17 protein-coding genes are annotated in these 21,817 nt (G+C 65.8%); 8 read left to right on the top strand and 9 right to left on the bottom strand.

All coding sequences use genetic code 11. The features are described 5' to 3' along the window. Positions 1–4: 4 nt before the first annotated feature. The 3 genes from ACLMAJ_RS11910 to ACLMAJ_RS11900 form a co-directional block, all read right to left on the bottom strand. Positions 5–502, bottom strand: a complete 498-nt coding sequence (locus ACLMAJ_RS11910) for a GtrA family protein (protein ID WP_412013656.1) — start codon at positions 500–502, stop codon at positions 5–7. Continuing rightward, positions 499–2,742 (bottom strand): hypothetical protein, encoded by a 2,244-nt coding sequence (locus tag ACLMAJ_RS11905; protein WP_412013655.1) that lies wholly within the window; start codon positions 2,740–2,742, stop codon positions 499–501. The genes ACLMAJ_RS11910 and ACLMAJ_RS11905 overlap by 4 nt, the downstream gene beginning before the upstream one ends. A gap of 120 nt (positions 2,743–2,862) precedes the next feature. After that, positions 2,863–5,103 (bottom strand): hypothetical protein, encoded by a 2,241-nt coding sequence (locus tag ACLMAJ_RS11900; RefSeq protein ID WP_412013654.1) that lies wholly within the window; start codon positions 5,101–5,103, stop codon positions 2,863–2,865. A gap of 146 nt (positions 5,104–5,249) precedes the next feature. Here ACLMAJ_RS11900 and ACLMAJ_RS11895 point away from each other — a divergent pair, with 146 nt between their 5' ends. After that, positions 5,250–6,347, top strand: coding sequence for a glycosyltransferase (locus ACLMAJ_RS11895; RefSeq protein ID WP_412013653.1), 1,098 nt, complete (start codon positions 5,250–5,252; stop codon positions 6,345–6,347). Next, positions 6,337–7,476 carry a dTDP-4-amino-4,6-dideoxygalactose transaminase gene (gene rffA / locus ACLMAJ_RS11890; protein WP_412013652.1) on the top strand — a complete coding sequence of 380 codons (1,140 nt, stop codon included), beginning with the start codon at positions 6,337–6,339 and terminating at the stop codon, positions 7,474–7,476. Before ACLMAJ_RS11895 ends, rffA begins: the two co-directional genes overlap by 11 nt. Before the next feature lie 22 nt (positions 7,477–7,498). Here rffA and ACLMAJ_RS11885 read toward each other — a convergent pair whose 3' ends face one another. The 3 genes from ACLMAJ_RS11885 to ACLMAJ_RS11875 all read right to left on the bottom strand — a co-directional run bounded on the left by ACLMAJ_RS11885 (position 7,499) and on the right by ACLMAJ_RS11875 (position 12,181). Next, positions 7,499–8,098 (bottom strand): class I SAM-dependent methyltransferase, encoded by a 600-nt coding sequence (locus ACLMAJ_RS11885; RefSeq protein ID WP_412013651.1) that lies wholly within the window; start codon positions 8,096–8,098, stop codon positions 7,499–7,501. A 176-nt stretch (positions 8,099–8,274) separates the two neighbouring features. Continuing rightward, positions 8,275–11,223: an acyl-CoA synthetase gene (locus tag ACLMAJ_RS11880; RefSeq protein WP_412013650.1), complete on the bottom strand. Its 2,949-nt coding sequence runs from the start codon at positions 11,221–11,223 to the stop codon at positions 8,275–8,277. Between the two features lie 172 nt (positions 11,224–11,395). Continuing rightward, a complete protein-coding gene (locus tag ACLMAJ_RS11875) occupies positions 11,396–12,181 on the bottom strand; it encodes a bestrophin-like domain (RefSeq protein WP_412013649.1) in 786 nt (261 codons plus the stop codon). Between the two features lie 303 nt (positions 12,182–12,484). Between ACLMAJ_RS11875 and ACLMAJ_RS11870 the strand changes: the two genes are divergently transcribed. The 5 genes from ACLMAJ_RS11870 (at position 12,485) to ACLMAJ_RS11850 (ending at position 17,437) form a co-directional block, all read left to right on the top strand. After that, positions 12,485–13,891 carry a family 2B encapsulin nanocompartment shell protein gene (locus ACLMAJ_RS11870; protein WP_412013648.1) on the top strand — a complete coding sequence of 469 codons (1,407 nt, stop codon included), beginning with the start codon at positions 12,485–12,487 and terminating at the stop codon, positions 13,889–13,891. A 15-nt stretch (positions 13,892–13,906) separates the two neighbouring features. Beyond that, the gene (locus ACLMAJ_RS11865; RefSeq protein ID WP_412013647.1) at positions 13,907–15,247 is read left to right on the top strand and encodes a family 2 encapsulin nanocompartment cargo protein terpene cyclase; all 1,341 of its coding nucleotides are present in this window, start codon (positions 13,907–13,909) and stop codon (positions 15,245–15,247) included. A 44-nt stretch (positions 15,248–15,291) separates the two neighbouring features. Next, a complete protein-coding gene (locus tag ACLMAJ_RS11860; protein ID WP_412013646.1) occupies positions 15,292–16,164 on the top strand; it encodes a geranyl diphosphate 2-C-methyltransferase in 873 nt (290 codons plus the stop codon). Next, the gene (gene idi / locus ACLMAJ_RS11855) at positions 16,161–16,727 is read left to right on the top strand and encodes an isopentenyl-diphosphate Delta-isomerase (RefSeq protein WP_412013645.1); all 567 of its coding nucleotides are present in this window, start codon (positions 16,161–16,163) and stop codon (positions 16,725–16,727) included. The genes ACLMAJ_RS11860 and idi overlap by 4 nt, the downstream gene beginning before the upstream one ends. 359 nt (positions 16,728–17,086) lie before the next feature. Next, a complete protein-coding gene (locus tag ACLMAJ_RS11850; RefSeq protein ID WP_412013644.1) occupies positions 17,087–17,437 on the top strand; it encodes a hypothetical protein in 351 nt (116 codons plus the stop codon). Here ACLMAJ_RS11850 and ACLMAJ_RS11845 read toward each other — a convergent pair whose 3' ends face one another. The 3 genes from ACLMAJ_RS11845 to ACLMAJ_RS11835 all read right to left on the bottom strand — a co-directional run bounded on the left by ACLMAJ_RS11845 (position 17,438) and on the right by ACLMAJ_RS11835 (position 20,465). Beyond that, the gene (locus ACLMAJ_RS11845) at positions 17,438–18,166 is read right to left on the bottom strand and encodes an aspartate/glutamate racemase family protein (protein ID WP_412013643.1); all 729 of its coding nucleotides are present in this window, start codon (positions 18,164–18,166) and stop codon (positions 17,438–17,440) included. Further along, positions 18,166–19,656 carry an NCS1 family nucleobase:cation symporter-1 gene (locus ACLMAJ_RS11840; protein ID WP_412013642.1) on the bottom strand — a complete coding sequence of 497 codons (1,491 nt, stop codon included), beginning with the start codon at positions 19,654–19,656 and terminating at the stop codon, positions 18,166–18,168. The genes ACLMAJ_RS11845 and ACLMAJ_RS11840 overlap by 1 nt, the downstream gene beginning before the upstream one ends. Before the next feature lie 86 nt (positions 19,657–19,742). Further along, positions 19,743–20,465, bottom strand: coding sequence for a GntR family transcriptional regulator (locus ACLMAJ_RS11835; protein ID WP_412013641.1), 723 nt, complete (start codon positions 20,463–20,465; stop codon positions 19,743–19,745). A 112-nt stretch (positions 20,466–20,577) separates the two neighbouring features. Here ACLMAJ_RS11835 and ACLMAJ_RS11830 point away from each other — a divergent pair, with 112 nt between their 5' ends. After that, the gene (locus ACLMAJ_RS11830) at positions 20,578–21,762 is read left to right on the top strand and encodes a serine hydrolase domain-containing protein (RefSeq protein WP_412013640.1); all 1,185 of its coding nucleotides are present in this window, start codon (positions 20,578–20,580) and stop codon (positions 21,760–21,762) included. Positions 21,763–21,817 lie beyond the last annotated feature (55 nt).

The raw sequence follows: 21,817 nt of genomic DNA, 5'->3' as shown, positions 1-21,817 counted from the left end.
CCGCCTACATCTGCTCCACACCGGAACCTGCCGACGGCGTCGGCACCGCCGGTTCACGCCGGAACGAAATGTAGCGATGGCCGAAGAAACTGACGATGGCGACCAGGCCCATCACCACAACCGCCGAGGGCTTGGCGGGGCAACCGAGCACCGAGACAGCCAGCTCCAACAGCACGATGTTCAGCAGCAACCCACCGGAATTCACCGCGACGAAGCGCAGGAAGTCGCGCATCACGTGGCCGCGCACCCGGAACACCAGTGTGCGGTGCAGTACGAACGCGATCACAATGCTGATGCCGTAGGCGGCGACCACCGCGACCGAGGGCGGCACGTTCGGACCGAGTACCGAAAGCCAGGCCACCGTCAGCGCCATACCCAGGGCGGTATTGAAGCCGCCGACCACTGCGAAGGCGAGCTCCTGCCTGTGCACCAGACGCAGCAGTGGACCGGGATCCTCGGTTCCCGTCGCCCCGGCGTGGACCCCCGGCTCCCCCGTGCTCACCGGATCGCGCCTGCCAAGTCGGGTTCCGGCGCCGGACTTTCCGCGATCGGCGGCGTGCCGCCGCCCGGCTCGTCGTCGTCTCGACGCCTGCCACGCAGATACATCCATTGCAGCGCGCCCGCCCCGAGCAATCCGAGCAGCACCGCGCCACCACCGAGCTTCCAGCCGGGCGGACGCCAGGTCAGCTCCAGCTCCGCGTTCTTGGTGCCCGCCGGAATATCCACGCTGACAAAGGTTTTCGCGACCACGTCGATGGGGATGTCGCGACCGTTCAATGTCGCGCGGTAGCCGGGCCAGCCCAGCCGCGCGACGACGACTCGCCCGCCCTGTCCCGAACTCACTCGCACCCGGCTGGTCTGATCCGACTCCGAGATCGAGGTGGCGGTGCCGCCGGTGACCGCGGCGACGCGACCGTTCTGGATGGACAGCAGCCCGTCCTCGCGTTCGAGCACCGCGATGTACTTCTCGTGTCCCGGGTAGTCGACCCACTTCCAGCCGGGTGGAGCCGGCTGGTTGCCTGCGTCCGGGTAGAGCGCCTTCTGCAACACCACCCTGTCGACCTTCATCAGATCCACGATGGTCTTGCCGGTGGAGGGCTCGGTGGCGAAGGCCCTGCGGTAGGCATCGGGACACACGCTGGTGTCCCACCGCATGCAGAGCATCTCGCCGAACCAGAAGTGACCGTTGGGTGTGTAGCCGCTGACATAGGTCAGCTCCAGGTCCTTGGAGTAGTTGCCGAAGACCAGTGACCCGTAGGCACCCTGAAGGGTCCGCTCGCCGGGCTGGATCAGGCCGCGGTCCGCGAGTTGCAGGGTGGTGCCCGCGAAATCGGGGAAGGCGGCCTTCATGTCGGAACGATTCTCCGGCAGGTTCCAGCTCATCGGCGTCGGCTGCGCCGCATGCACCTGCAGGAACGCGATCGGAGACACCGAGACGATGATCAGCGCGCAGGCCGCGGCCGTGCCGCGACGCAGGCCGAGCCACACCGCTGCGGCCCCGAGCGCCGTGATGCCGAGCGCCGCGACCACATGCCACACCACCTCGTCCGGTGCCGCCGAGAACGACCGCAGCCACAGCAGCCCGATCAGCACCCCCGCCGCGATCCCGCGCCTGCGCCAGTCCGCGAAGGTGGCATAGCGCCCGAGCAGCACGCACACCAGCACCAATAGCCCGAGGGCGAGCATCGGCAGCACCCTGGCGGGCCAGCGCAGCGGACCGATGGTGCCGGGGCCAGCGGTCCACATCAGCGCCATGATCGCGACCAGCGCGATGGCGGTGAACTCGCGCCAGTTCTCCCGCGCCTTGCGCCAATCGATGAAGGCGAGCGCTGGAATCAGGAACCAGGCGATGTAGACGACCGGCATCGGCTGCACATAACCCCACCAGGAGCTATAGGCGGGCAGCGTGCTCGGCAAGCTCGCGTTGAGCGACTCCGACCACGGCACGGTCAGGAACTGGTCGTTATTGATCTGCGCGGTTCCGCGCCAGGTGACCTTCGCCGAGAGCGCGCTGGGCAGGTAGGTGGCCACCCCGGCCACCGCCGCGCAACCCGCCACCGCGAGCAACCGCGCCGACGGCTGCCATTTGCGCTGGTAGACCAGCTCACCGACGGCAACGGCGCCGATCATCAGACCGGCCTCGACCGCGGGGAAGATGTACTGCACCGAGATCGCGAGGTACAGGAAGACGAAAGTCGGTACGGGCCCGCTGCGGCCACGCGCGTAGCGCACACCCGAAGCCCATGCGTGCACCAGCCACGCAGTGCCGGTGAAGGCGGTGTACCAGCTGGCCTCGTCGAAGAACAGCAGCCACCCGGTGAAGGGAATCGCGATGCCCGCGACGGCCGCCCATGGCAGTTTCGCACCGTACTCCAGGCAGATTCGGTACACACCGAGCCCGAGCACGATCGCGAAGATCAGCTTGATCACCGTGGTGTAGAGCGCGATGTTGTCCACCGAGGGCGCGATCAGATCGATCAGCAGCTGCGGCGGATTCAGCAGACCCGCCTCTTCGATGGTGTAGTTGCCCGCCATCCAATGCTCGGGGACCATCGTCGGGAACCGGCCCGCACGCAGCTGGCGACCGAGCATCACCCACAGCGGGCCGTACTGCGACTCGCTGTCGTCGGTATAGAAATGACGAACATTGGCCAACAAGACCGCGACGTATCCCGCGATCACACCGAGTGCGGTAACGAAACCCCACTTGTATACGTCCCGCCGGGCGCTACTTTCCACCACGAGTTCCAGACCCTACAGCCCCCGGCGACGAGTACTGGCACGCGCACCGCGCGGCGGCGGCTTCCCGCACCGACACCAGCGCGCCCATCGGCATCTCGCCTACCGGACACGGGTCAGCGATCACGAAACAACTTCCGCCAGTGCGCGTTCGGGATCGCCGGACGGGCGGTCCTCGTCCGAGGTCGAGGCGTCGCGCCGCCGCGATCGCACATACAGCCATTGCAGCGCGCCGATGCCGAGCACCCCGGCCGCCATCGCCGCGATTCCGATCTTCCAACCCGGCGGACGCCAGGTCAGTACCAGTTCGGCCTCGTGGGTGCCTGCCGGAATATCCACCGCGACGAAACTTTTGGCGACAACATTGATCGGGATCGACTCGCCGTTCAAGGTCACCCGGTAGCCCGGCCAGCCGAGGCGCGCGAAGGTCACGCGACCGCCATCGGCCGAGGAGACCCGCACCCGGCTGGTGGTGTCGGTCTCGGAAATCGACGTCGCCGTCACGTTCTTCGCATCCGCGACCCGGCCGTTCACCGTCGACGTCGGGCCGTCCACCCGCTCCAGCACCGAGATATAGCGCTCGTGGCCCGGGTAGTCCACCCACTTCCAGTCCGGTGGCGCGGGCTGGTCGCGGGCGTCGGGGAACAGTGCGCGTTGCAACACCACACGGTCCAGCTTCATCAGATCGACGAGCGGTCGCCCGGTGGTCGGTTCCGGCGCGAACATCCTGCGGTAAGCATCCGGGCAGACGCTGCTGTCCCAGCGCATGCACAGCAGTTCGCCGAAGTAGAAGTGGCCCGTCGGGGTGTAGCCGTTGACGTAGGACAGGTCGAGCGACTTGGCGTAGTTACCGAAAACCAGGGAACCGTAGGCACCTTCGAGGCTCTTGTCCTGCGGTTGCAGCAGTCCACGCTCGGCGAGCTGGATGGTGTTACCCGGAAAATTCGGGAACGCGTCCGCCGCCGCCGAGCGATCGGTCGGCAGATTCCATGTCATCGGAGTCGGCTGGGCGGCTTTGACCTGGAAATATGCGATCGGGAACATCGCGGCGATGGTCAGCGCACACGCCGCGGCCACCCCCTTGGTGCGATCGAGCCACACCACCCCGGCGCCGAGCGCGACGATCGCGAGGGCCGCGACCACATGCCAGAGCACGGCATGCGGATCGGCCGAGAACGAGCGCACCCACAGCAGCCCGATCAGCACTCCAGCGGCGATACCGCGATTCTTCAGGTCCCGGACCGTGCCGTAACGACCGAGCAGCACGCACACCAGCACCAGCAATCCGATCGCGAGCATCGGCAGCACCCGCACCGGCCAGCGCAGCGGACCGATCGAACCCGGTCCCGCCGCCCACATCAGCATCAGAACGGAGAACACCCCGACCGCGCTGAGCTCGCGCCAGCTCTCCTTGGCGCGCCGCCAGTCGATGAACGCCAGCGCCGGAATCAAGAACCAGGCGATATAGGTGACCGGCATCGGCTGTACATAACCCCACCAGGAGCTGAAGGCCGGCATCGTGCTCGGCAGGCTCGCGTTCAGCGATTCCGACCACGGCACCGTCAGGAACTGGTCGTTGATGATCTGTGAGCTGCCACGCCAGGTCACCTTCGCCGACATCATGCTCGGCAGGAAGGTCAGCAGGCCCGCGAGACCGGCGCACGCGCCCGCGACGGTCAGCCGCGCCACCGGCTGCCACTTGCGTTGGTGGACGAGCTCGCCCACCGCGACGGCGAACAGCATGATCGCCGCCTCCACCGCTGGAAAGATGTACTGCGTAGAAATGGTCAGATACAGGAAAACGAAGACCGGAATCGGCCCGCCGGTGCCCCGCGTGTAGCGCACCGAGGAAGCCCAGGCGTGCACCAGCCACGCGGTGCCGGTGAGCGCGGTCATCCAGCTGGCCTCGTCGAAGAAGAGGAAGAAACCGGAGAGCGGGAACGCGACGCCCGCCGCCGCCGACCACGCGGGTCTACCACCGTAGGCGAGGCAGATCCGATACACCCCGAGTGCGGCGATGACCGCGAAGATCAGTTTGACGACGGTCGCGTACAACGCCATGTTGTCGACCGACGGCGCGATCAGATCGATCAGTAGCTGCGGGGGGTTGAACAGCCCTGCGTCGTCCATCGTGTTGTTGCCCGACATCCACCGCTCGGGCACCAATACCGGGAAGACGCCCTCGCGCAGCGACCGCCCGAGGCCGATCCACAATCCGGTGTACTGGGATTCGGTGTCGTCGGTATAGAAGTGCCTGGCGTTGGCGAGTAGGACCGCGATATAGCCCGCGACCGCCCCGATCGTGGTGATGGCTCCCCATCGGTATACGTCCCGCCGCGAATCGCGTACCGCACTAACCGTCACGAGTTCCAGACCCTACCGTGTGGTGTGCCGCTCGGCATCGGTCGCTGAACCCGAAACCCGCACCGTGCTAGAGTTCTGGGCGGCTCGGGCTCTGCTGTCCAGCGGGGAGTACCGGCACGCACCGTTAGCGAAAGTCGATCCAGCTGATGCCGATTCCCACTACTTACACGCCCAGCACCGATGCCGTCGCGACAAACGGCCGCGCGCATGCCGACGCGGTCCGCGCCCACACGGTGTCCGTCGTCGTACCGGTCTACCGTGGCGAGGACACCATCGGCGGGCTGGTCGCCGAATTACACAAACTGACCATCCCTACCGAGACGCATGACGGCGCCACCTTCACGATCGACGAGGTCATCCTGGTGCACGATCACGGACCCGATCGGTCCGATGTGGTGCTACAGGAATTGGAGCAGACCTACCCCGAGGTGCGCACCGTCTGGCTCAGCCGCAACTTCGGCCAGGACGCCGCGACGATCGCGGGCATGTCGGCGGCAGGCGGCGACTGGATCGTCACGATGGACGAGGACGGCCAGCACGATCCCCGTTTCATCGGCACCTTCCTGGATTCGGCCCTTGCCGAGCGCGCCGATCTGGTCTATTCGCGGCCGATCAACACCCGTCCGCACGGCTTCCTGCGCAACCTCACCTCGCGCGGGGCGAAGATCGTGCTCGCGACGGTGTTCGCGTTCCCGGATTCCACCAGGTTCGAGAGCTACCGGCTGATCCGCGGCGCCATCGGTCGCCAACTCGCCGAGGTCGCTTCCAACGGCGTCTATCTCGATGTCGCGCTGACCTGGGTTGTCGGCAACGTCGCCCAGGTGCCCGTCGAGCTGCGCGCCGAGGGCCGCGAGGAGTCCGGCTACAACTACCGGCGCCTGTTCTCGCTGTTCTGGAAGATGGTGCTGTGCAGCGGAACTCGCGGCCTGCGGCTGGTCAGTCTGCTCGGTGTCACGCTGGCGCTCGCCGGTGGCGTGATGGCTGCGTTCGTCGTCTATGAGGCTCTCACCGCCGAGAACTGGGCACCGGAGGGCTGGGCCTCGACCATCGTGGTGTTGTTGCTGGTGTCCGGCGCGATGTTGTTCTCACTCGGCCTAATCGCCGAATATCTCGGGGTGGCTCTGCATATCCTCGTCGGTAAACCGCTGTACCTGACCGTCGATACACCGACGCCGCGCCCCGCGGGAGCCCGGGAATCGTCCACGACCGCAGCCAGTAAGGGGACCGAGCGGCTTGAGCACTGATCGCGTCATCTTCAGCCGCCCGTACCGGGCACACCGCGAGTTGGCCAATCTGGAGGCCGTGCTCGCCTCCGATCACAGCCACGGCGACGGGGATTTCACCGCCGCCGCCACCGCGAAGCTGAAGACCATCACCGCGGCGCCGCATGCGCTGCTGACCACCTCGTGCACCTCCGCGCTGGAAATGGCGGGCCTGCTGCTCGAGTTGGGCCCCGACGACGAAGTGATCGTGCCGAGCTTCGCGTTCACCTCGACCGCGACAGCGATGGCGCTGCGCGGGGCCACCTGCGTCTTCGCCGACATCGATCCGGAGACCGGCAATCTGGACCCGGAGTCGGTCGCCGCGGCGGTCACCGAGCACACCAAGGCTGTGGTGGTCATCCATTACGGCGGCGTCGCCGCCGACATGGACCGCCTGCTCGCTCTTGCCAACGCGCACGGTTTCGCCATCGTGGAGGACAACGCGCACGGTCTCGGCGCCAGCTGGCGCGGCCGTCCGCTCGGCACCATCGGCGGCCTCGGCACCCTCAGCTTCCACGACACCAAGAACGTGCACTGCGGCGAGGGCGGCGCGCTGCTGCTCACCGACGAGATCCTGATGGCGCGCGCCGAGATAATCCGGGAGAAGGGCACCGACCGCGCCCGCTTCCTACGCGGCGCGGTGGACAAGTACTCCTGGCAGGACATCGGCTCCAGCTACCTACCCAGCGAGCTCAACGCGGCGGTACTCGACGCGCAACTGGACGAATTCGACGCCATCCAGGCCGGACGGCACCGGGTATGGGACGCCTATGCCGCCGGGCTGCCGGATTGGGCGGGACACAACGATGTTCGCCTGATGACGGTCCCCGAGGACCGCACGCACACCGCGCACCTGTACTACCTGCGCACGCCCACCGAGGAGCGCCGCGACGACCTGATCGCGCACCTCGGCGCCCTCGGCATCTCGGCGCCGTTCCATTACGTCCCGCTCGATTCCAGCCCGGCCGGGCTCAAGCTCGGCCGTACCCCGCAGCCGTGTGTGCGCAGCGCCGAGTTCGCCGGAACCATCGTGCGCCTGCCGCTATGGCCCGATCTGACCGATGCGCAGGTTGCCCGCGTCGTCGACGCCGTCACCGCGTTCACGGTCTGAGTCGAGCTCGGATCGACCGCGGTCAGGCCGAGAGAACGAACAGCTTCTCTCGGCCGCCCGCGATCAGCGACCGCTCGATGACCCGAGATTCGTAGCGGAGGAAGAACTCGTCCAGGCTCGCCTCGGTGAACCGATGCGCCTGTGCGCCGTCACCCGCGTCGGTGAAGCGCCTGCCGATCGCCGCGAGTACCCGGTACTCGCTGGACGCGAGGTTCCGGATCGGTTCCGCGATGATCACCCGCTTGCCCGCCGCAGCCAGCATCCGGTCGATCAGCGGCCTCGGCTCGGGCAGGAAGTGGTAAAGGCTGGCCTGCATGACGAGATAGTCGGCATCGGGCAGCGGGGCCTGGGAGTGCAGATCCCACACCGCACCGTGTCCGCCCGCCTCGATCACCTCGGCGATGAAACGTTCGTTGAGATCGACGCCCGTGTAGTGAATCGATCTGCCGCGCAGATAGCGCGAGTACAGCGTCGCGGGCCCGCAACAGACGTCGACCACGCTGGCTCCGTCGGGAACGAGCGCGGCGATGGCACGATAGCGAGCGCCGTAGTGTCTGCCGTATAGCCCACGCATTGCCAGCTCGTAGACGAATCGGTTGCGATAGATAAGGCTCGTACCCACGATTTCCTTGCACAGTTCCGGTTGGCTTCTCCCCGCATGTCGGATGCTACGGCGAAATCCGGCACAGCATGCGGCGACCATCACCAACGAGCGGTCTATCCATTCTGAATCCGGCATAACGCCAACGCAATTCGGCTCCCGCCCGAGTTTCCGGGCCGGGTTGCGAGCTCGTCTGGTCAGTCGCCGAGTACCTCGGAGGCCTCTGCGTCGGTGAGCACCTCGTAGAACTCCGAAGCCCGGTTGTACCACCAGGTGCCCGGGCCTGGCTGGGGCCGGCCCTGCGCCTGCACCGCGCGGGTGGAGGGGCGATAGGACGAGCTGCGCGCAATCTCCTCGACCGAGTACACGAGATCGGGCCGCTGGTGGTGATCGAGCACCTGTAGCGCCTCGGTCAGATCCTTGGATTCGAGCCGGTAACCCTTGCGGACGCTGACGGCCGCGACCGCGATGGTGTGGTCGCCGACGGGCAGCCCGTAGGCGACCTCCATATCGACCGCGGTGATGTCGTTGAGCGCGTCGACGATCGGCTGGGTGTACACCGGCCCGCGCGGGGTGCGGATCACGGTATCCGTGCGGTCGACGAGCCAGTAGTCGCCGTCGCCGTCGCGGCGGAACAGGTTCTCGGTGGGCATCCACGCGTCGCCCGCGGTGAACACACCGCGCAGGCCGCCATCGGAGAGGTCGACGCCGTCGGAGGCCTTGCCGATCAGCAGGCCCACTTCGTTGTCCGCGCAGCGGCGGGCGAATCCGGACTCGTCCACCAGGACCTGCTCGGTGATCGGGTCGTAGGCGACGAGCTCCACCTTGGCGGTGCCCGGCACCGGCCTGCCCTTGCAACCCGCCTTGGCGCCGGTCACATTGGCCAGCACCACGTCGCCCTCGATGGAGGCGTAGAACTCCAGCACTCGGGCGGGGTCGAATTGTTCGGTGGTCCGACGCCACAGCCCCGCGGGCATGCCGGAACCGATGAACAATCGGATCGGGTGTCGGTGCCCGGCCGGGAACACCTCGGCGTCGAGGATGTCGCGCAGCATGGTCCAGGTGTAGGTCACGACGGTGACGCCGTAGCGATGCACCTCCTCGGCGAAGCGGGCCGGGTCGAGCGACCTGGCGAGCGCGATCCGGCTGCCGCCCGCGATCGCACCACCGAGGCTCACCAGCAGTCCGGACGAATGATGCAGCGGGGCAAGGCAATAGACGGTGTCTCTGCGGTCGAGGTCGGCCGAGGTCGCGGTGCCGATCGCCGAAAGCGCCCAGCGATGATTGGTGATGTGCTTGGTCTCCAGCCGGTCGCCGGTGCCGGTGACAAGGACGAACGCGAGCTCGCGGGCCAAGCCGGGATTCGGTCGGTACCAGGCGGGTAGCCGCACCCGGGTGGGATCGACCTGCTCGAGGTCGATCACGTTCTCGCCCTGTTGGACATCGAGTCCACGCGCGTCGCCGCCGCCGAGCACCAACACCCTGGTACCAGTCGCCGCCGCGGCCCGCAGGTTCTCCGGGTCCGAGACGAGGGTCTTGATACCGGTGAGTTCGATGGCCCGTTGCAGCTCACTGCCTGGAGCGAGCAGTACCGCGACCGCACCGAGCCGCGAGAGCGCCGCGACGGTCGCCAGTGCGCTCGGCCGAGTCTCCATCACCACGCCGACCCGCGTAGCGGGACGGATGCCGACCGAGATGAGGCCGCGCACCACATTGTCGATGCGGACATTGACCGCGGCATTGGTGTGCACACGATCGTCGAAGAGGAAAAGGTCGCGCAAGGGCGCCTGCTGCGCCTGCTCGGCAAGCAACCGCCCCAAGGAAACCCTGGTGTGCGGCTGAATCATCCCGAGCCTGGTCAGCCGTGGCAGCGCCCGCGCAGCCTCACCGACCAGTTCGACCGAGCCGCGCACGGTGTTGCTGGCGATCCCTTCCAGCGCCTTGCCGACCCCAGCGCCCGCCTCCGCCAGCGTGCCGACGGTGTGCACCACCCGGGTGGCCGCCGAGCGCGGCCGGTTGCTCGCGACATCCTCGGCCATCGGCGCGATCTCGAACGGCAGCGGCTGGTCGCCGTCCATCCAATCGATCCACTGCCGGACCAGCGGCCAGGTGTGGTTGGTTGCCGTGCTGCCCGCGACAAGGCCGAAATGTCCCGCTACCAAACTGGCTTCGTACACCTCGGCGTTCGGCGCCGCTCGAACGATGCCGCGCACCGCGGCGGGCTGGCCGATGTCGTCGACCTCGCCGACGAAGGCGAGAATAGGGCACTTCAGTTCGGCCAGCGAGATCGGCTGATCCCGAATCACGAAGCCGCCGAGCATCATCCGGTTGTGCGCGACGAACTGCTTGAGCAGATCGGCGGCCGCGGGACCCGCGTAGCCGACCCAGCCGTCGTTGTTGAGGAACCGACGCTGACGCTCCTTGGGCAGCAACGCCTCCCGGTCGTGCAGCTGGCGCAGGAAATCGATCCTGGACTTCGCGGTCTTCACCGGGTCGAGCAATTGGAAGCCGATGCGCACCATGGAATCGGTGATCGGCAGCCGGGTGACGACATGGTCGGCAAGGAACTCCGCGACCTCCGAAACCATGCCGTACGGGAGCCCGAAAGGCATGCCCGCGACCACGTCGACCGGGCTGCCGAAGGTGACGATGCTCGCAACGCCCTTGCCGTAGCGGTACGCGGAGGTCTGATAGGCGAACATGCCGCCTTGGGAGTACCCCATCAGGTGCACGCTGCTTCCGGTCGCCTCGCAGACCGTGTCGATGGCGCTGTTCACCGCGAGGACGTGATCGGCCAGATCTCGCTCCCAGCCACCCTCTTCGCTCGCGGGCGACCCGAAGTCGACCACCCAGCAATCGATTCCGCCGCGATGCAGTATCCCGACCGCGCCATCCTCGGCGTTGACGTCCCAGATATCGGCGTTCACCATCAGCGGCGGCACCAGCACGGCAACCGGTCTGCCCGGCGTCGCGTCGTCGGGGAAGTAATGGCGCAGCCGATACATCCGCCTGCGTTCGACAACCTCGAATGGGGACGATTCGACGTCATGGGTCAGTCCACCGAAGCGGATGACTTCCAAGCCGTTCTGCGCAGTCGCCATCAACCGCTGTACCGACCCGACCAAATCCTTCGCACTGAACTTCACGATCTCTCCCAGCCCTACCAAGAAACGTGACACGCATCACACACCTCGACGTGTTCAGACGAACTTCCCACATCGTGTATCCATTATGTGTCGGCTGCGACCCGATGTATGACAGGCCGCACGGATCAGCGACAATATGTGACCGAACGGACGGTTTGTCGACCCAGCGCGCTCAACGTCGCATGACATTCGTATACATGCTCTCGAATGGCTCCGGGCTCACACTCAGATCGCCACGGAACGGCAGATCCATGGCGGCAATCAAAAAGATCATCGCGCCGAGAAAGAAGGCGAATAGGCCACCGAGCAGCAAATGGGCGCCGCGATGCAGGCTGAACAAGCAGAGCAACACCAGATTGACGGCGGCACCGACCATGATGGTCCACCACAGCACACCGGGCACGCCGCCGGAAGTCGCGTTGATCCGATGTCTTCGTTCCTGATCGAATCGGGCGAACTGGTCGATCGTCGCGGCGTGCACGATGTCCTGACCCCTGGTCTGCGGCTGGAAGGTCAGCAGGTGTTCCTGAAACCGGGTCACCAGGACGGTGCCGCCCATCGGTTCCTTACCCGCTTGCAGTGCGGGCCAGGCCACGGTCAGTGTGTTGTCGGTGTAGTCGAGAAGATCCTGGCGTAACTGGGTTCGCTGCGGCTCCGGATAGGCGCCCACTTCCCGGTAGAGCGTGCCGAGAGCGGCGGCCTCGTCGGCGACGACGCCCTGCGCCGCGTCGTAGGACTGATAGGTGGCGGCCGCGATCAGGCCGAGCAGCAGACCGTAGAACACGCCGCCGACCGTCAGCACCATGGTGACCGAGTCGTTCTTGCCCGGCTCGGGGCCGAGCGTTTTCAACACATACGGGCGGGTCAGCAGGATCGCACCGGTCGTCAGCACGACGGAGGTTCCGGTGATGATGAGGAAGTCCAGCCAGATGGGCAGCGAATAGATCCAGGTGAACATGAGATCAAAAGATAGCTCCGCCACGGCAATCCGTCCGCAAGTTCGCGATTCAACCCCGGGATGTTGCGTGTCGTTCTCGAGATCGAGTTCATGTCGTAACCATCCGAAACCCGTTGCGGCATAGTCGGCCTACCAGTTTCGACATTCTCCGGCGCATCCGATGCTGCCGTTCTAGTATCGATGCCGTCTGGAAAACACTGTCTCGTACGACAATTCGCTCGAGTGTCCAGTTCTGCCGTGCCAATGTTTGCTGCGCTATCGGAGCGCCACCACCGTCGACCATCTCGAGGTGAGGACAAAAGCATGACCATCGAAATGCCGGTCCAAACGGATAACCACGTACGCAAGAGCCTCAGCACCGCAGCGGCGCGCCCGCTCGCGACCACCACCAAATCCGAACCGCAAATGCAGGGCATCAGCTCACGCTGGCTCACCCGCGCGCTGCCATGGACGCAGGTCAGCAGCGGTACCTACCGCGTCAACCGGCGCCTCACCCACACTGTCGGCAACGGCGAGGTCGAATACATCGTCGACGGTTCGCAGGCCAGGGTCATTCCGCTGGAGCTCCAGGAACTTCCGCAATTGCGGGACTTCGACGACGAAGAAATACTGCGCGCTCTCGCACAACGATTCGAACAGCGCGATCTCGAACCGGGCACTGTCGTAGCGGAATTCGGCAATCCGATGAATCAGGTCATGCTGATCGTGCACGGAAAACTCAGCAAGATCGGCTCCGGAGAATACGGCGAATCGACCAAGCTCGGAATGCTCGGCGGCGGCGATTTCTACGGTGACGAAACACTGACGAATCCATCCGCGATCTGGCCGGTCACCGTCAAAACCGTCACCAGGACAACAATACTGGTCTTGTCGCGGATGACACTGGACGAAATGCTGGACCACACACCGGCACTGCGCGAGCAATTATCGCGCGTCGCGGCAGCACCGGCCCAGCCACAGAACAACAAGGGCGAGGCCAATATTATGATCGCCTCCGGCCATTCCGGCGAACCCTTGTTGGACGGCACTTTCGTCGACTATGACGCCTCCCCACGCGAATACGAACTGAGCCTCGCACAGAGCGTGCTGCGAGTGCACTCCCGTGTCGCGGACCTGTTCAACGATCCGATGAACCAGGTCGAACAGCAGCTCCGGCTGACTATCGAGGCGCTCTACGAACGCAGGGAGGACGACCTGGTCAACAACCCGGATTTCGGGCTGCTGCACAACTGCGACCTCAAGCAGCGCATCTACACCGAGTCCGGCCCGCCGACCCCCGACGATATGGACGAGCTGCTCAGCATGCGGCGCAGCACGAAACTGTTTCTGGCACACCCGAAAGCGATCGCCGCCTTCGGCCGTGAATGCACAAAGCGCGGGCTGTATCCCGATCCGATCGAGGTCGACGGCCACCGTATCCCGGCGTGGCGCGGGGTGCCGATCTTCCCGTGCGGCAAGATCCCGGTCAGCGGCACTCAGACCACCTCGATTCTCGCCATGCGCACCGGCGAGAAGGACCAGGGCGTTATCGGCCTGCACCAGACCAACATTCCCGACGAGTACGAGCCGAGCCTCAATGTCCGGTTCAAGGGCATCGACGACCAATCGATCATTTCCTACCTGGTCAGCTGCTACTACTCGGCCGCCGTACTGGTGCCGGACGCACTGGGCGTGCTCGACAACGTCCTGGTCGCCCGGCAGGCGGACTGACCGGAGGTATGAGCGATGTCGGTGCTCTCCCGCGCCACGGCACCCGCCGCCACCCATGATGTGGCCGCCGCCGTCACCGCACTACTGCTGAATCTCGATAACACCGCACCGCTGAAGCTATCGCTGGAAGCACTTGCGCAATCATCTGAAACCGCGGTGCCGGAGCGGGATTCGGTCCTGAACCCCATCCGGCTACTGGGGCCGAGCGGCCTCGGAGCGGCGGCGCTGCTCCTCGCGCGACCCACTACCTCGATTCCCGTCGGCGTGGCGAAGGGGGTCGCACCGACGGGATCGCCCCAGGCACGAATACCGCAGGGGCCCAGTGGACCACGCACGAGGTCGACAAATATCGGCGGTACCGGGTCAGCGATCCCTCCGCTGTACTGTCCGCCACCGGTACGCGACGATCCAGCCTTGGCCACACTCGTCAACGACGGCCTCATCGCGTGGGCAAGGGACATCGGGCTCTACGCCGGACGGCTGGAAGAGCTGCGGGACGCCGACTTCGGCCGCCTGATCATGCTCGCCCATCCCGACAGCGACGATGCCGACCGGTTGCTCGCCGCGGCCAAATGCGCGGTCTCCGAATGGTCGGTCGACGACTACTACTGCGACGAAGGAGCAGACGATACAGCGCCGGACGGGACATCGTCGACCGCCGCGGCCGAACTCGGCCCTCGGCTCGAACTCGTCGCCGCCGCGATGGATCCCGTTCACCTACCAGCGCGCTACGCACCCCAGCTGGAGAAGGCACTCCAAGCCGATCCGATCCTGCGCGCGTTCCGCACGTCCTTCGAGCACATGTCTCACTACGCGACCCCCGCGCAGCTCGCGCGGTTGCGCACGGAGATCGCCGGCTGGTTCATCGCGATCGCCGCGGAGGCGGGCTGGCGTGCCTCGGGCAGGATGCCGCCGGTGTGGGAGTACCTCGCCAACCGGCAGCCACACAGTTTTCTGCCCTGTATGGCGGCGATCGACGTGGTCGGCGGCTACGAAGTCCAGGCCGCCGAGTACACCGATCCCCGGGTCCGCCGGGTCGTCACCACGGCAGCACTCGCCAGTCAGCTGGTGAACGACCTGTATTCGATGGCGCGTGAGGATCTTTCGGATGGGAGGGAGTTCAATCTGCCGACGGTGCTCGCCGCGGAGGAGAAATGCGCACGCCGCGAGGCAGTCCTGCGCACGGCCGCCATCCACGACGAGTTGGCGCATCGGTTCGAGCGGGAAGCGACAGTACTCGCCGCCACCGGCTCAGCCGAACTACGCCGCTTCCTCGGCGGACTGTGGGCCTGGATGGGCGGCAGCCGCGCATGGCATGCCGACAGCAAGCGCTACAACGATATGCCCCGACAGTAATCGCACCGCTCTGGAGCAGTACCGCGACGAGAGGATGATCTCAGATGACCATGCTCAACCCGGATACCGGCATCGTGCTTCGCACCCACTATCAGAAGTCGGTCGCCGAGTACTGGAACAACAATCCCAACGACGACCGGGTCAATACCAAGCTCGGTGAGGTCGACGGACTCTTCCACCATCACTACGGCATCGGCGACCCCGATCTGTCCGTACTGACCGGCCCGGAGGACACCCGCCAGGAGCGGATTGTCCAAGAACTGCACCGGCTCGAGACCGCGCAGGCAGATTTCCTGCTCGACCATCTCGGTGACGTCCGGCCCGGCGATCGGCTGATGGACGGCGGATCAGGACGCGGCGGCACCAGTTTCATGGCCAATCAGCGATTCGGCTGCCAGGTCGACGGCGTTACCATTTCCGAGTACCAGGTCGGCTTCGCCAACGACCAGGCGGCGGATCGCGGCGTCGCGGACAAGGTGCGATTCCACTTCCGCAATATGCTCGACACCGGTTTCGATTCCGGCGTCATGCGTGGCATATGGACCAACGAAACCACTATGTACGTAGACCTTTCCGAGCTGTTCGGCGAATTCTCGCGGCTGCTCGAGCCCGGCGGACGCTATGTCTGCATCACCGGCTGCTCCAACGATGTCACCGGCGGGCGATCGTCCTCGGTCAGCTGGATCGACGCGCACTACGGCTGCATGATCCATCCACGGAGCGAGTATTTTCGTACCATGGCGGAGAACAACCTGGTGCCGATCGACGTGGTCGACCTGACCGCGGCGACCATCCCCTACTGGGAGCTGCGCACCGAGTCCGAGCTCGCGACCGGTGTGGAGAAGCCGTTCCTCACCGCATACAAAGAGGGCAGCTTCCAGTACCTCATGATCGCCGCAGATAAGGTGGGCAGGTGACCACCCTCGATCAGCCGTTGACCGACCGTGAGGCGCTGCCCGTCGAACTCGTCGACGAGTCGGGCCGCGCGGTCGGCGCGTGCCCCGTCGCGCAGGCGCATCGGGCCCCCGGCCTGTTGCACCGCGCGTTCTCGGTGCTGCTGTTCGACGAGGCAGGCCGGGTGCTGTTGCAGCAGCGTGCCGCGGTGAAGACCCGGTTCCCGCTGCTGTGGGCCAACACCTGTTGCGGACACCCCGCACCTGGTGAGTCGGTGGTCGCCGCCGCCGAGGTACGTCTAGCCGAGGAACTGGGCCTGGCCACCACCCTCACCGAGGTCGGAACCTTCCGGTACCAGGCGGAGGATCCGGCTACCGGCCGCGTCGAACACGAATGGGACCACGTGCTCATCGGCTTCCTCGACACCGACGTGCCGCGGGCCGACCCCGCCGAGGTCGCCGACTACGCGTGGATCCAGCCCGACGCACTGCGCGACGCGCTGGCCGCCGAGCCGCAGCGCTACACCCCGTGGCTGGCCGAGGTGCTGGAGATCGCCGAGAAGGCGAACCGGCGCACTGGAAAGTAGTACCGCTCACCCGTCCGATACCGCTGCGTAGACCGGGTCCGCGGCAGCCACCGATCATCGCCGGTCATCATCTCGTAGCCGGCGATGATCCGGCCTCGGCGGCCTCGGCCGAGGCCGCCATCCTGGCTGTTCTTGTCCGACACACTCGTAATGATGCGATCGGCCCGGTGAGCGCTATGGATAGATGCGCATATCCAGGTAGTTGCATGCTGGATCCGATTTCATGGCGTGTCCGCCGATGGCGATGTTTGTCACATTGAACAGAACCTTCGAGAAATCACAGGATAGGCACAGGCTATGGCCAGGGGCGTCTCGGATGCTTATCGGAGTACCAGCTCTGGCAATTAGTGAGGCGCACGATGGTCGAAGTCGAAGTCACGGATACGACGGTGACGGTCCACATTCTCGGCGGGCACCGCCTGCTGGCACTGCGCGAGCAGCTGAGTTTCGATCTGTCCGACATCACCGAGGTCACCACCGCCGAGGTCGACCTGCGGCCGCCGTGGGTGCGCGCGCCGGGCACCTTTTTTCCCGGGGTGATCGCGGCAGGCACCTATCGCGGCAGGCGTCGAAAAGAATTCTGGGACACCAAGTTCAAGGGCCGAGCCATTCGGATCGAGCTGGTAGGTGCCGACTTCACCAGGGTCGTGGTCGATGTCGACGATCTCGACGCCGCGCTGAATACGTTGACCACCGCCGTCGCGGCCTGATCACACGCCGAACGGACGAAGCAACCCGGCATAGGGCTTGGCCGGAGGCATAGCGAACTCTCCCCTACCCGACTTGCGAACGCCGAGGGTCAGCATCGACTGCACGGTCAAGGTCGCCGCGGCGACGCCGTCGATCACCGGCACCCCGATCTCGTCGCGAATGTGGCTGCACAGGTCTGCCATTCCCGCGCAGCCGAGCACGATCGCATCGGAACGATCGGTTTCGGCGGCCGCTCGGCAGGCCTCGGTGACGATCTTGCGCGCGTCCGGATCCGTATCGAGGGCGAGCACCGGGATCTCACAGGCATGGACCCCGCGGCAGAACCGTTCCATGCCATAGCGCTGCGCCAGGTCTTCGGTGCTACCGACGGTTCGATTCAACGTGGTGACGACGCTGAACCCGCGGCCGAGATGGCTGGCGGTCTGCATTGCCGCCTCCGCGATACCGATCACCGGACCGCAGGCCAGTTCCCGCGCGGCGTCGAGGCCCGGGTCACCGAAACAAGCGATCACGTAGCCCTCGACGCCCTCCTGCTCACCGCGCCGGATCGCGGCGAGCAGTCCGGGGACGCTGAGGGCTTCGTCGTAATGGCTTTCGATCGAGGCTGGGCCCATCTCGGAGGTCACCGCGTCGAGCAGCGTGCCATGGCCCGCGACGGCCTTGGCACACTGCTCGATCGTCTCGGTCATCGCCCTGGTGGTGTTCGGGTTGACGACCCTGATCCGCATCAGGCGGGAACCCCCCGCACGGCCGGCCTGGTTCGAGCGGCCAGCACGTAGTAGACCGCGAAAGCGACGCCGCAACCGATGAACCAGCTGTACTGGGCGGCGGTGTACATGCCGGTGACATCCTTGGCGAGCACCGGGACCACCGCGATCACAGCGGCGACGGCGGTGGTGATGACCGCGGCAGGGTTGTAACCCTTGCTGTACCAGTAGCTTCCGGTCTTCGACATGGTGAACAGATCGTCGACTACTACCTGCTGCTTGCGCACCAGGTAGTAGTCGGCGATCAGCACGCCGAACAGCGGGCCGACGAAGGCGCCGAGCACCTCGAGGGTGTAGTGGATGACCTCGGGGTTGTTGTAGAGATTCCACGGTGTGATCAGGATCGAGCCGACCGCGGCGATCATGCCGCCCGCGCGCCAGCTGATCCGCTGCGGACTGACGTGCGAGAAGTCGAAGGCCGGTGAGATGAAGTTTGCGACGATATTGATGCCGACCGTGGCAATGGTAAAGGTCAACGCGCCGAGCACGATCGCGAAGGTGCTGTCGATGCGAGCGACGGTCGCTACCGGATCGGTGATCAGTTCGCCGTAGACGGGAACCGTCAGCGACGCGGTGATGACGACAAGCAGCGAGAAGAGCAGGAAGTTGACCGGAAGGCCGAGCAGGTTGCCCCGGCGCACCGCGGCGAAAGACTTTCCGTAGCGGGCGAAGTCGCCGAAGTTGAGCATCGGAGCGGAGAAGTACGACACCACCAGCGCGATGGCGCCCAACATCACCGGCACCGCGGACCAGCCGGTGTACTTCACCTCGCCGAGCTTCAGATCGATGGCGCTCCAGCCGGCCTTGGCGATGAGGTAGCCGCAGAGGGCGAACATCACGACATACACAGCGGGACCGCAGAAGTCGATGAACTTGCGGATGGACTCCATGCCACGCCAGAACACGCACGCCTGCACCACCCAGAGCAGCAGGTAGCTGCCCCAGCCGAGCAACGAAAGCCCGAGGAAGCCATGGTCGTCGACGACCGCATAGGGGCCGAGCCCCGGAAAAAGCTTCACTAGAACCACATCCAGCGCCGCGGAGGCGAGGAAGGTCTGAATGCCGTACCAGGCCACCGCGATCAAGCCGCGGATGATGGCGGGAATATTCGCGCCGAGCACGCCGAAGGCGGTGCGGCACATGACCGGATAGGGCACCCCCGTCGCCTGGCTCGGTTTGGCGACCAGGTTGCAGAAGAAGTAGACGATCGAGATGCCGATCAGCAGCGCCGCGAGCACTTGCCAGCTGGCAAGTCCGAGCGCGAACAGGCTGCCCGCGGTGACGTACCCGCCGACGCTGTGCACGTCCGACATCCAGAACGCGAAGATATTGTAGGAGCCCCAACTCTGCTTGCGTAGCGGCGCCAGGTCTTCATTGGTCAGTCGCGGGTCGTAGGCGGGCGCGACTGTTTCCGGTGGCGCAGGCACCGCGGTGGTGAGCATTTCGGTCATGGTGTTTCCCGTCCGAGGGCGAAACTGCGATCCAGAACGACGGTAGAAACCGCACGTTGCCCGCCTATTGCGCGTTTATTGCCCGGCTATTGCGCGGCAGATATATCTTCGGGAGCAAGTAATCCGGTATCGGTCGGCAACGTCGCGATTACCGTCTCCAACCGGCGGTGATGCCGTTCGGCGATGAGCAGGAGACGGTCTACGTCACGGGCGAGGAAGGCATCCATCATCAGCACGTGGTCGGTGTGCAGGCGCACCCGGTCGGCGCGGCCGATGTGCACCATCGACTGCACCGGCTCGGTGACATTCCAGGCCGACTCGAGCATGTGCAGTAAACGGAACATGCGTGATGGCCTGGTCAGCGCGACATGGAAGTGCCGGGACTGGCGATGATAGGCGGCCGGGTCGTCATCCCGGATCGCTTGTTCCAGAAGGGTATTCACCGCGACCAGGTCGGCACGATCGGCATCCGAGGCATGCAGGGCAGCCGCCGCGAGCGATGCCGTCTCCAAGGTCTCGCGCACGATATACATCTCCCGCAGTTCGTTCGCGGTGAGCTGGGCGACGGTATACCCGCCGTGCGGCTGATGGGTGACCAGGCCCTCGCCCAAGAGCGTCTTGAGCGCTTCGCGGACCGGGATATGGCTGACACCGAACAATTCGGCCACTTCCCGCAGCGGAATCACCGTGCACGGTGGCACGGCCCCGTCGAGAATAACTCGGCGCAGTTCGCCGAGAATAATCTGTGGCCTGCCCGGTTCGTCGACAACCAATCTCGCGAGCAGTGCCGAACGTCTCCGGGGCGGCATGCCGACCACGGTAGGCGAGCCGTGTTGCGTTTTCGGTCCCCGATGTGACGGTCAGGAAAATGCGGGACCTGTCATACGCTGTGTGGATCCCCGTAACGACAAGGATTCCTCGATGACCACTCTTCCGGCAACGCAAACCGTCGATCGGCGCTTCGTGAGTCTGGTCGCCGAATTCGATCGGTTGTTCCGGCGACCGTCCGACGGCGGCGGTGCGCTTGCCGTCTACCTGCGCGGCGAACCGGTCGTCGATGTGTGGGCCGGTTACGCACGCCAGGGGATGCCGTGGGCGCAGGACACGGTGGCCATGGCGTACTCCACCGGCAAGGGTGTCGCCTCGACCGTGCTGCACCGGCTTGCCGAGCGCGGCATGCTCGACTACGACGAGCCTGTCGCCACCTACTGGCCCGAGTTCGCCGCCGCGGGAAAGCAACTCATCACGGTGCGAGAGTTGCTTTCCCACCGGGCCGGGCTGCACCGATTACGCGGGCTGCTACCGGGGCCGGTGGACCGCTTCCTCGACGATACGGCGGTGACAACGGCGTTGGCCGCCGCAACCCCCGACCCGCGACACCTGGTGACCAGTGGCTATCACGGCATCAGCTTCGGCCACCTTGTCGCCGAGCTAGTGCGCAGGATCAGCGGCACGACCTTCACCGATGCGCTGCGCACCGAAATCGCCGAACCCCTTGCCGCCGAGGATCTTTGGTTCCAGGTACCGGCCGCCGAGCGCGGCCGAATCGCCACCAATTTTCCCCGGCTCACCGTCGCGGGCCTCGACTGGGACAACGGCGCGCGGCTGATGTCGCGGACCAGGTTCGCCGCGGCCGCCGACACCACGCCGCGGGGTTTCGCGGACCTGGTCTCCGATCCGCGATTGCACGACTCGGTGATGCCCGGCGTCAACGGCGTTTTCTCCGCGCGTTCGCTTGCCCGGATGTACGGCGCCCTCGCCAACGGCGGTCGCCTCGACGGCTACCAACTACTGCGACCCGAAACCATCGAGCTCATCAGCCGCCGCCAAGTCTTCACCCCCGACTACGTGCTTGCCTTCCGCATCCCATGGGCCCTCGGCTACCACGGCGTCCCGATGAAACCCTCCAAGGCCGAACCCGTCTCCGCCTTCGGCCATTTCGGCCTCGGCGGCTCCGGCGCCTTCGCCGACCCGGCCACCGGCATGTCCCTCGGCTTCATCACCAACCGCCTCGGCGGCAAACTCACCCCTCTCGGCGACGCCCGCCTCGCTCGCCTCGGGGCCATCGCCCACAACCTCGCCAAAACCGCATCACTCGAGCGGTGAGTGGTGCATGGCCGCAAGTTGCCTGCCGTTCGAAGCTTTGCCTGGCAGCATGGCG

The sequence above is a fragment of the Nocardia arseniciresistens genome (genome assembly GCF_046764875.1).
Taxonomy (GTDB): Bacteria; Actinomycetota; Actinomycetes; order Mycobacteriales; family Mycobacteriaceae; genus Nocardia; species Nocardia arseniciresistens.
Note: the sequence above shows the minus strand (reverse complement) of the source record. Positions and strands in the feature narration are given on the sequence as shown.

Excerpts from the sequence above, each read along its gene's own strand:
- ACLMAJ_RS11895 (WP_412013653.1), top strand. The coding sequence starts at position 5,250 with ATGCCGATTCCCACTACTTACACGCCCAGCACCGATGCCGTCGCGACA.
- ACLMAJ_RS11875 (WP_412013649.1), bottom strand. The coding sequence starts at position 12,181 with ATGTTCACCTGGATCTATTCGCTGCCCATCTGGCTGGACTTCCTCATC.
- ACLMAJ_RS11870 (WP_412013648.1), top strand. The coding sequence starts at position 12,485 with ATGACCATCGAAATGCCGGTCCAAACGGATAACCACGTACGCAAGAGC.
- ACLMAJ_RS11865 (WP_412013647.1), top strand. The coding sequence starts at position 13,907 with ATGTCGGTGCTCTCCCGCGCCACGGCACCCGCCGCCACCCATGATGTG.
- ACLMAJ_RS11860 (WP_412013646.1), top strand. The coding sequence starts at position 15,292 with ATGACCATGCTCAACCCGGATACCGGCATCGTGCTTCGCACCCACTAT.
- ACLMAJ_RS11850 (WP_412013644.1), top strand. The coding sequence starts at position 17,087 with ATGGTCGAAGTCGAAGTCACGGATACGACGGTGACGGTCCACATTCTC.
- ACLMAJ_RS11845 (WP_412013643.1), bottom strand. The coding sequence starts at position 18,166 with ATGCGGATCAGGGTCGTCAACCCGAACACCACCAGGGCGATGACCGAG.
- ACLMAJ_RS11840 (WP_412013642.1), bottom strand. The coding sequence starts at position 19,656 with ATGACCGAAATGCTCACCACCGCGGTGCCTGCGCCACCGGAAACAGTC.
- ACLMAJ_RS11835 (WP_412013641.1), bottom strand. The coding sequence starts at position 20,465 with ATGCCGCCCCGGAGACGTTCGGCACTGCTCGCGAGATTGGTTGTCGAC.
- ACLMAJ_RS11830 (WP_412013640.1), top strand. The coding sequence starts at position 20,578 with ATGACCACTCTTCCGGCAACGCAAACCGTCGATCGGCGCTTCGTGAGT.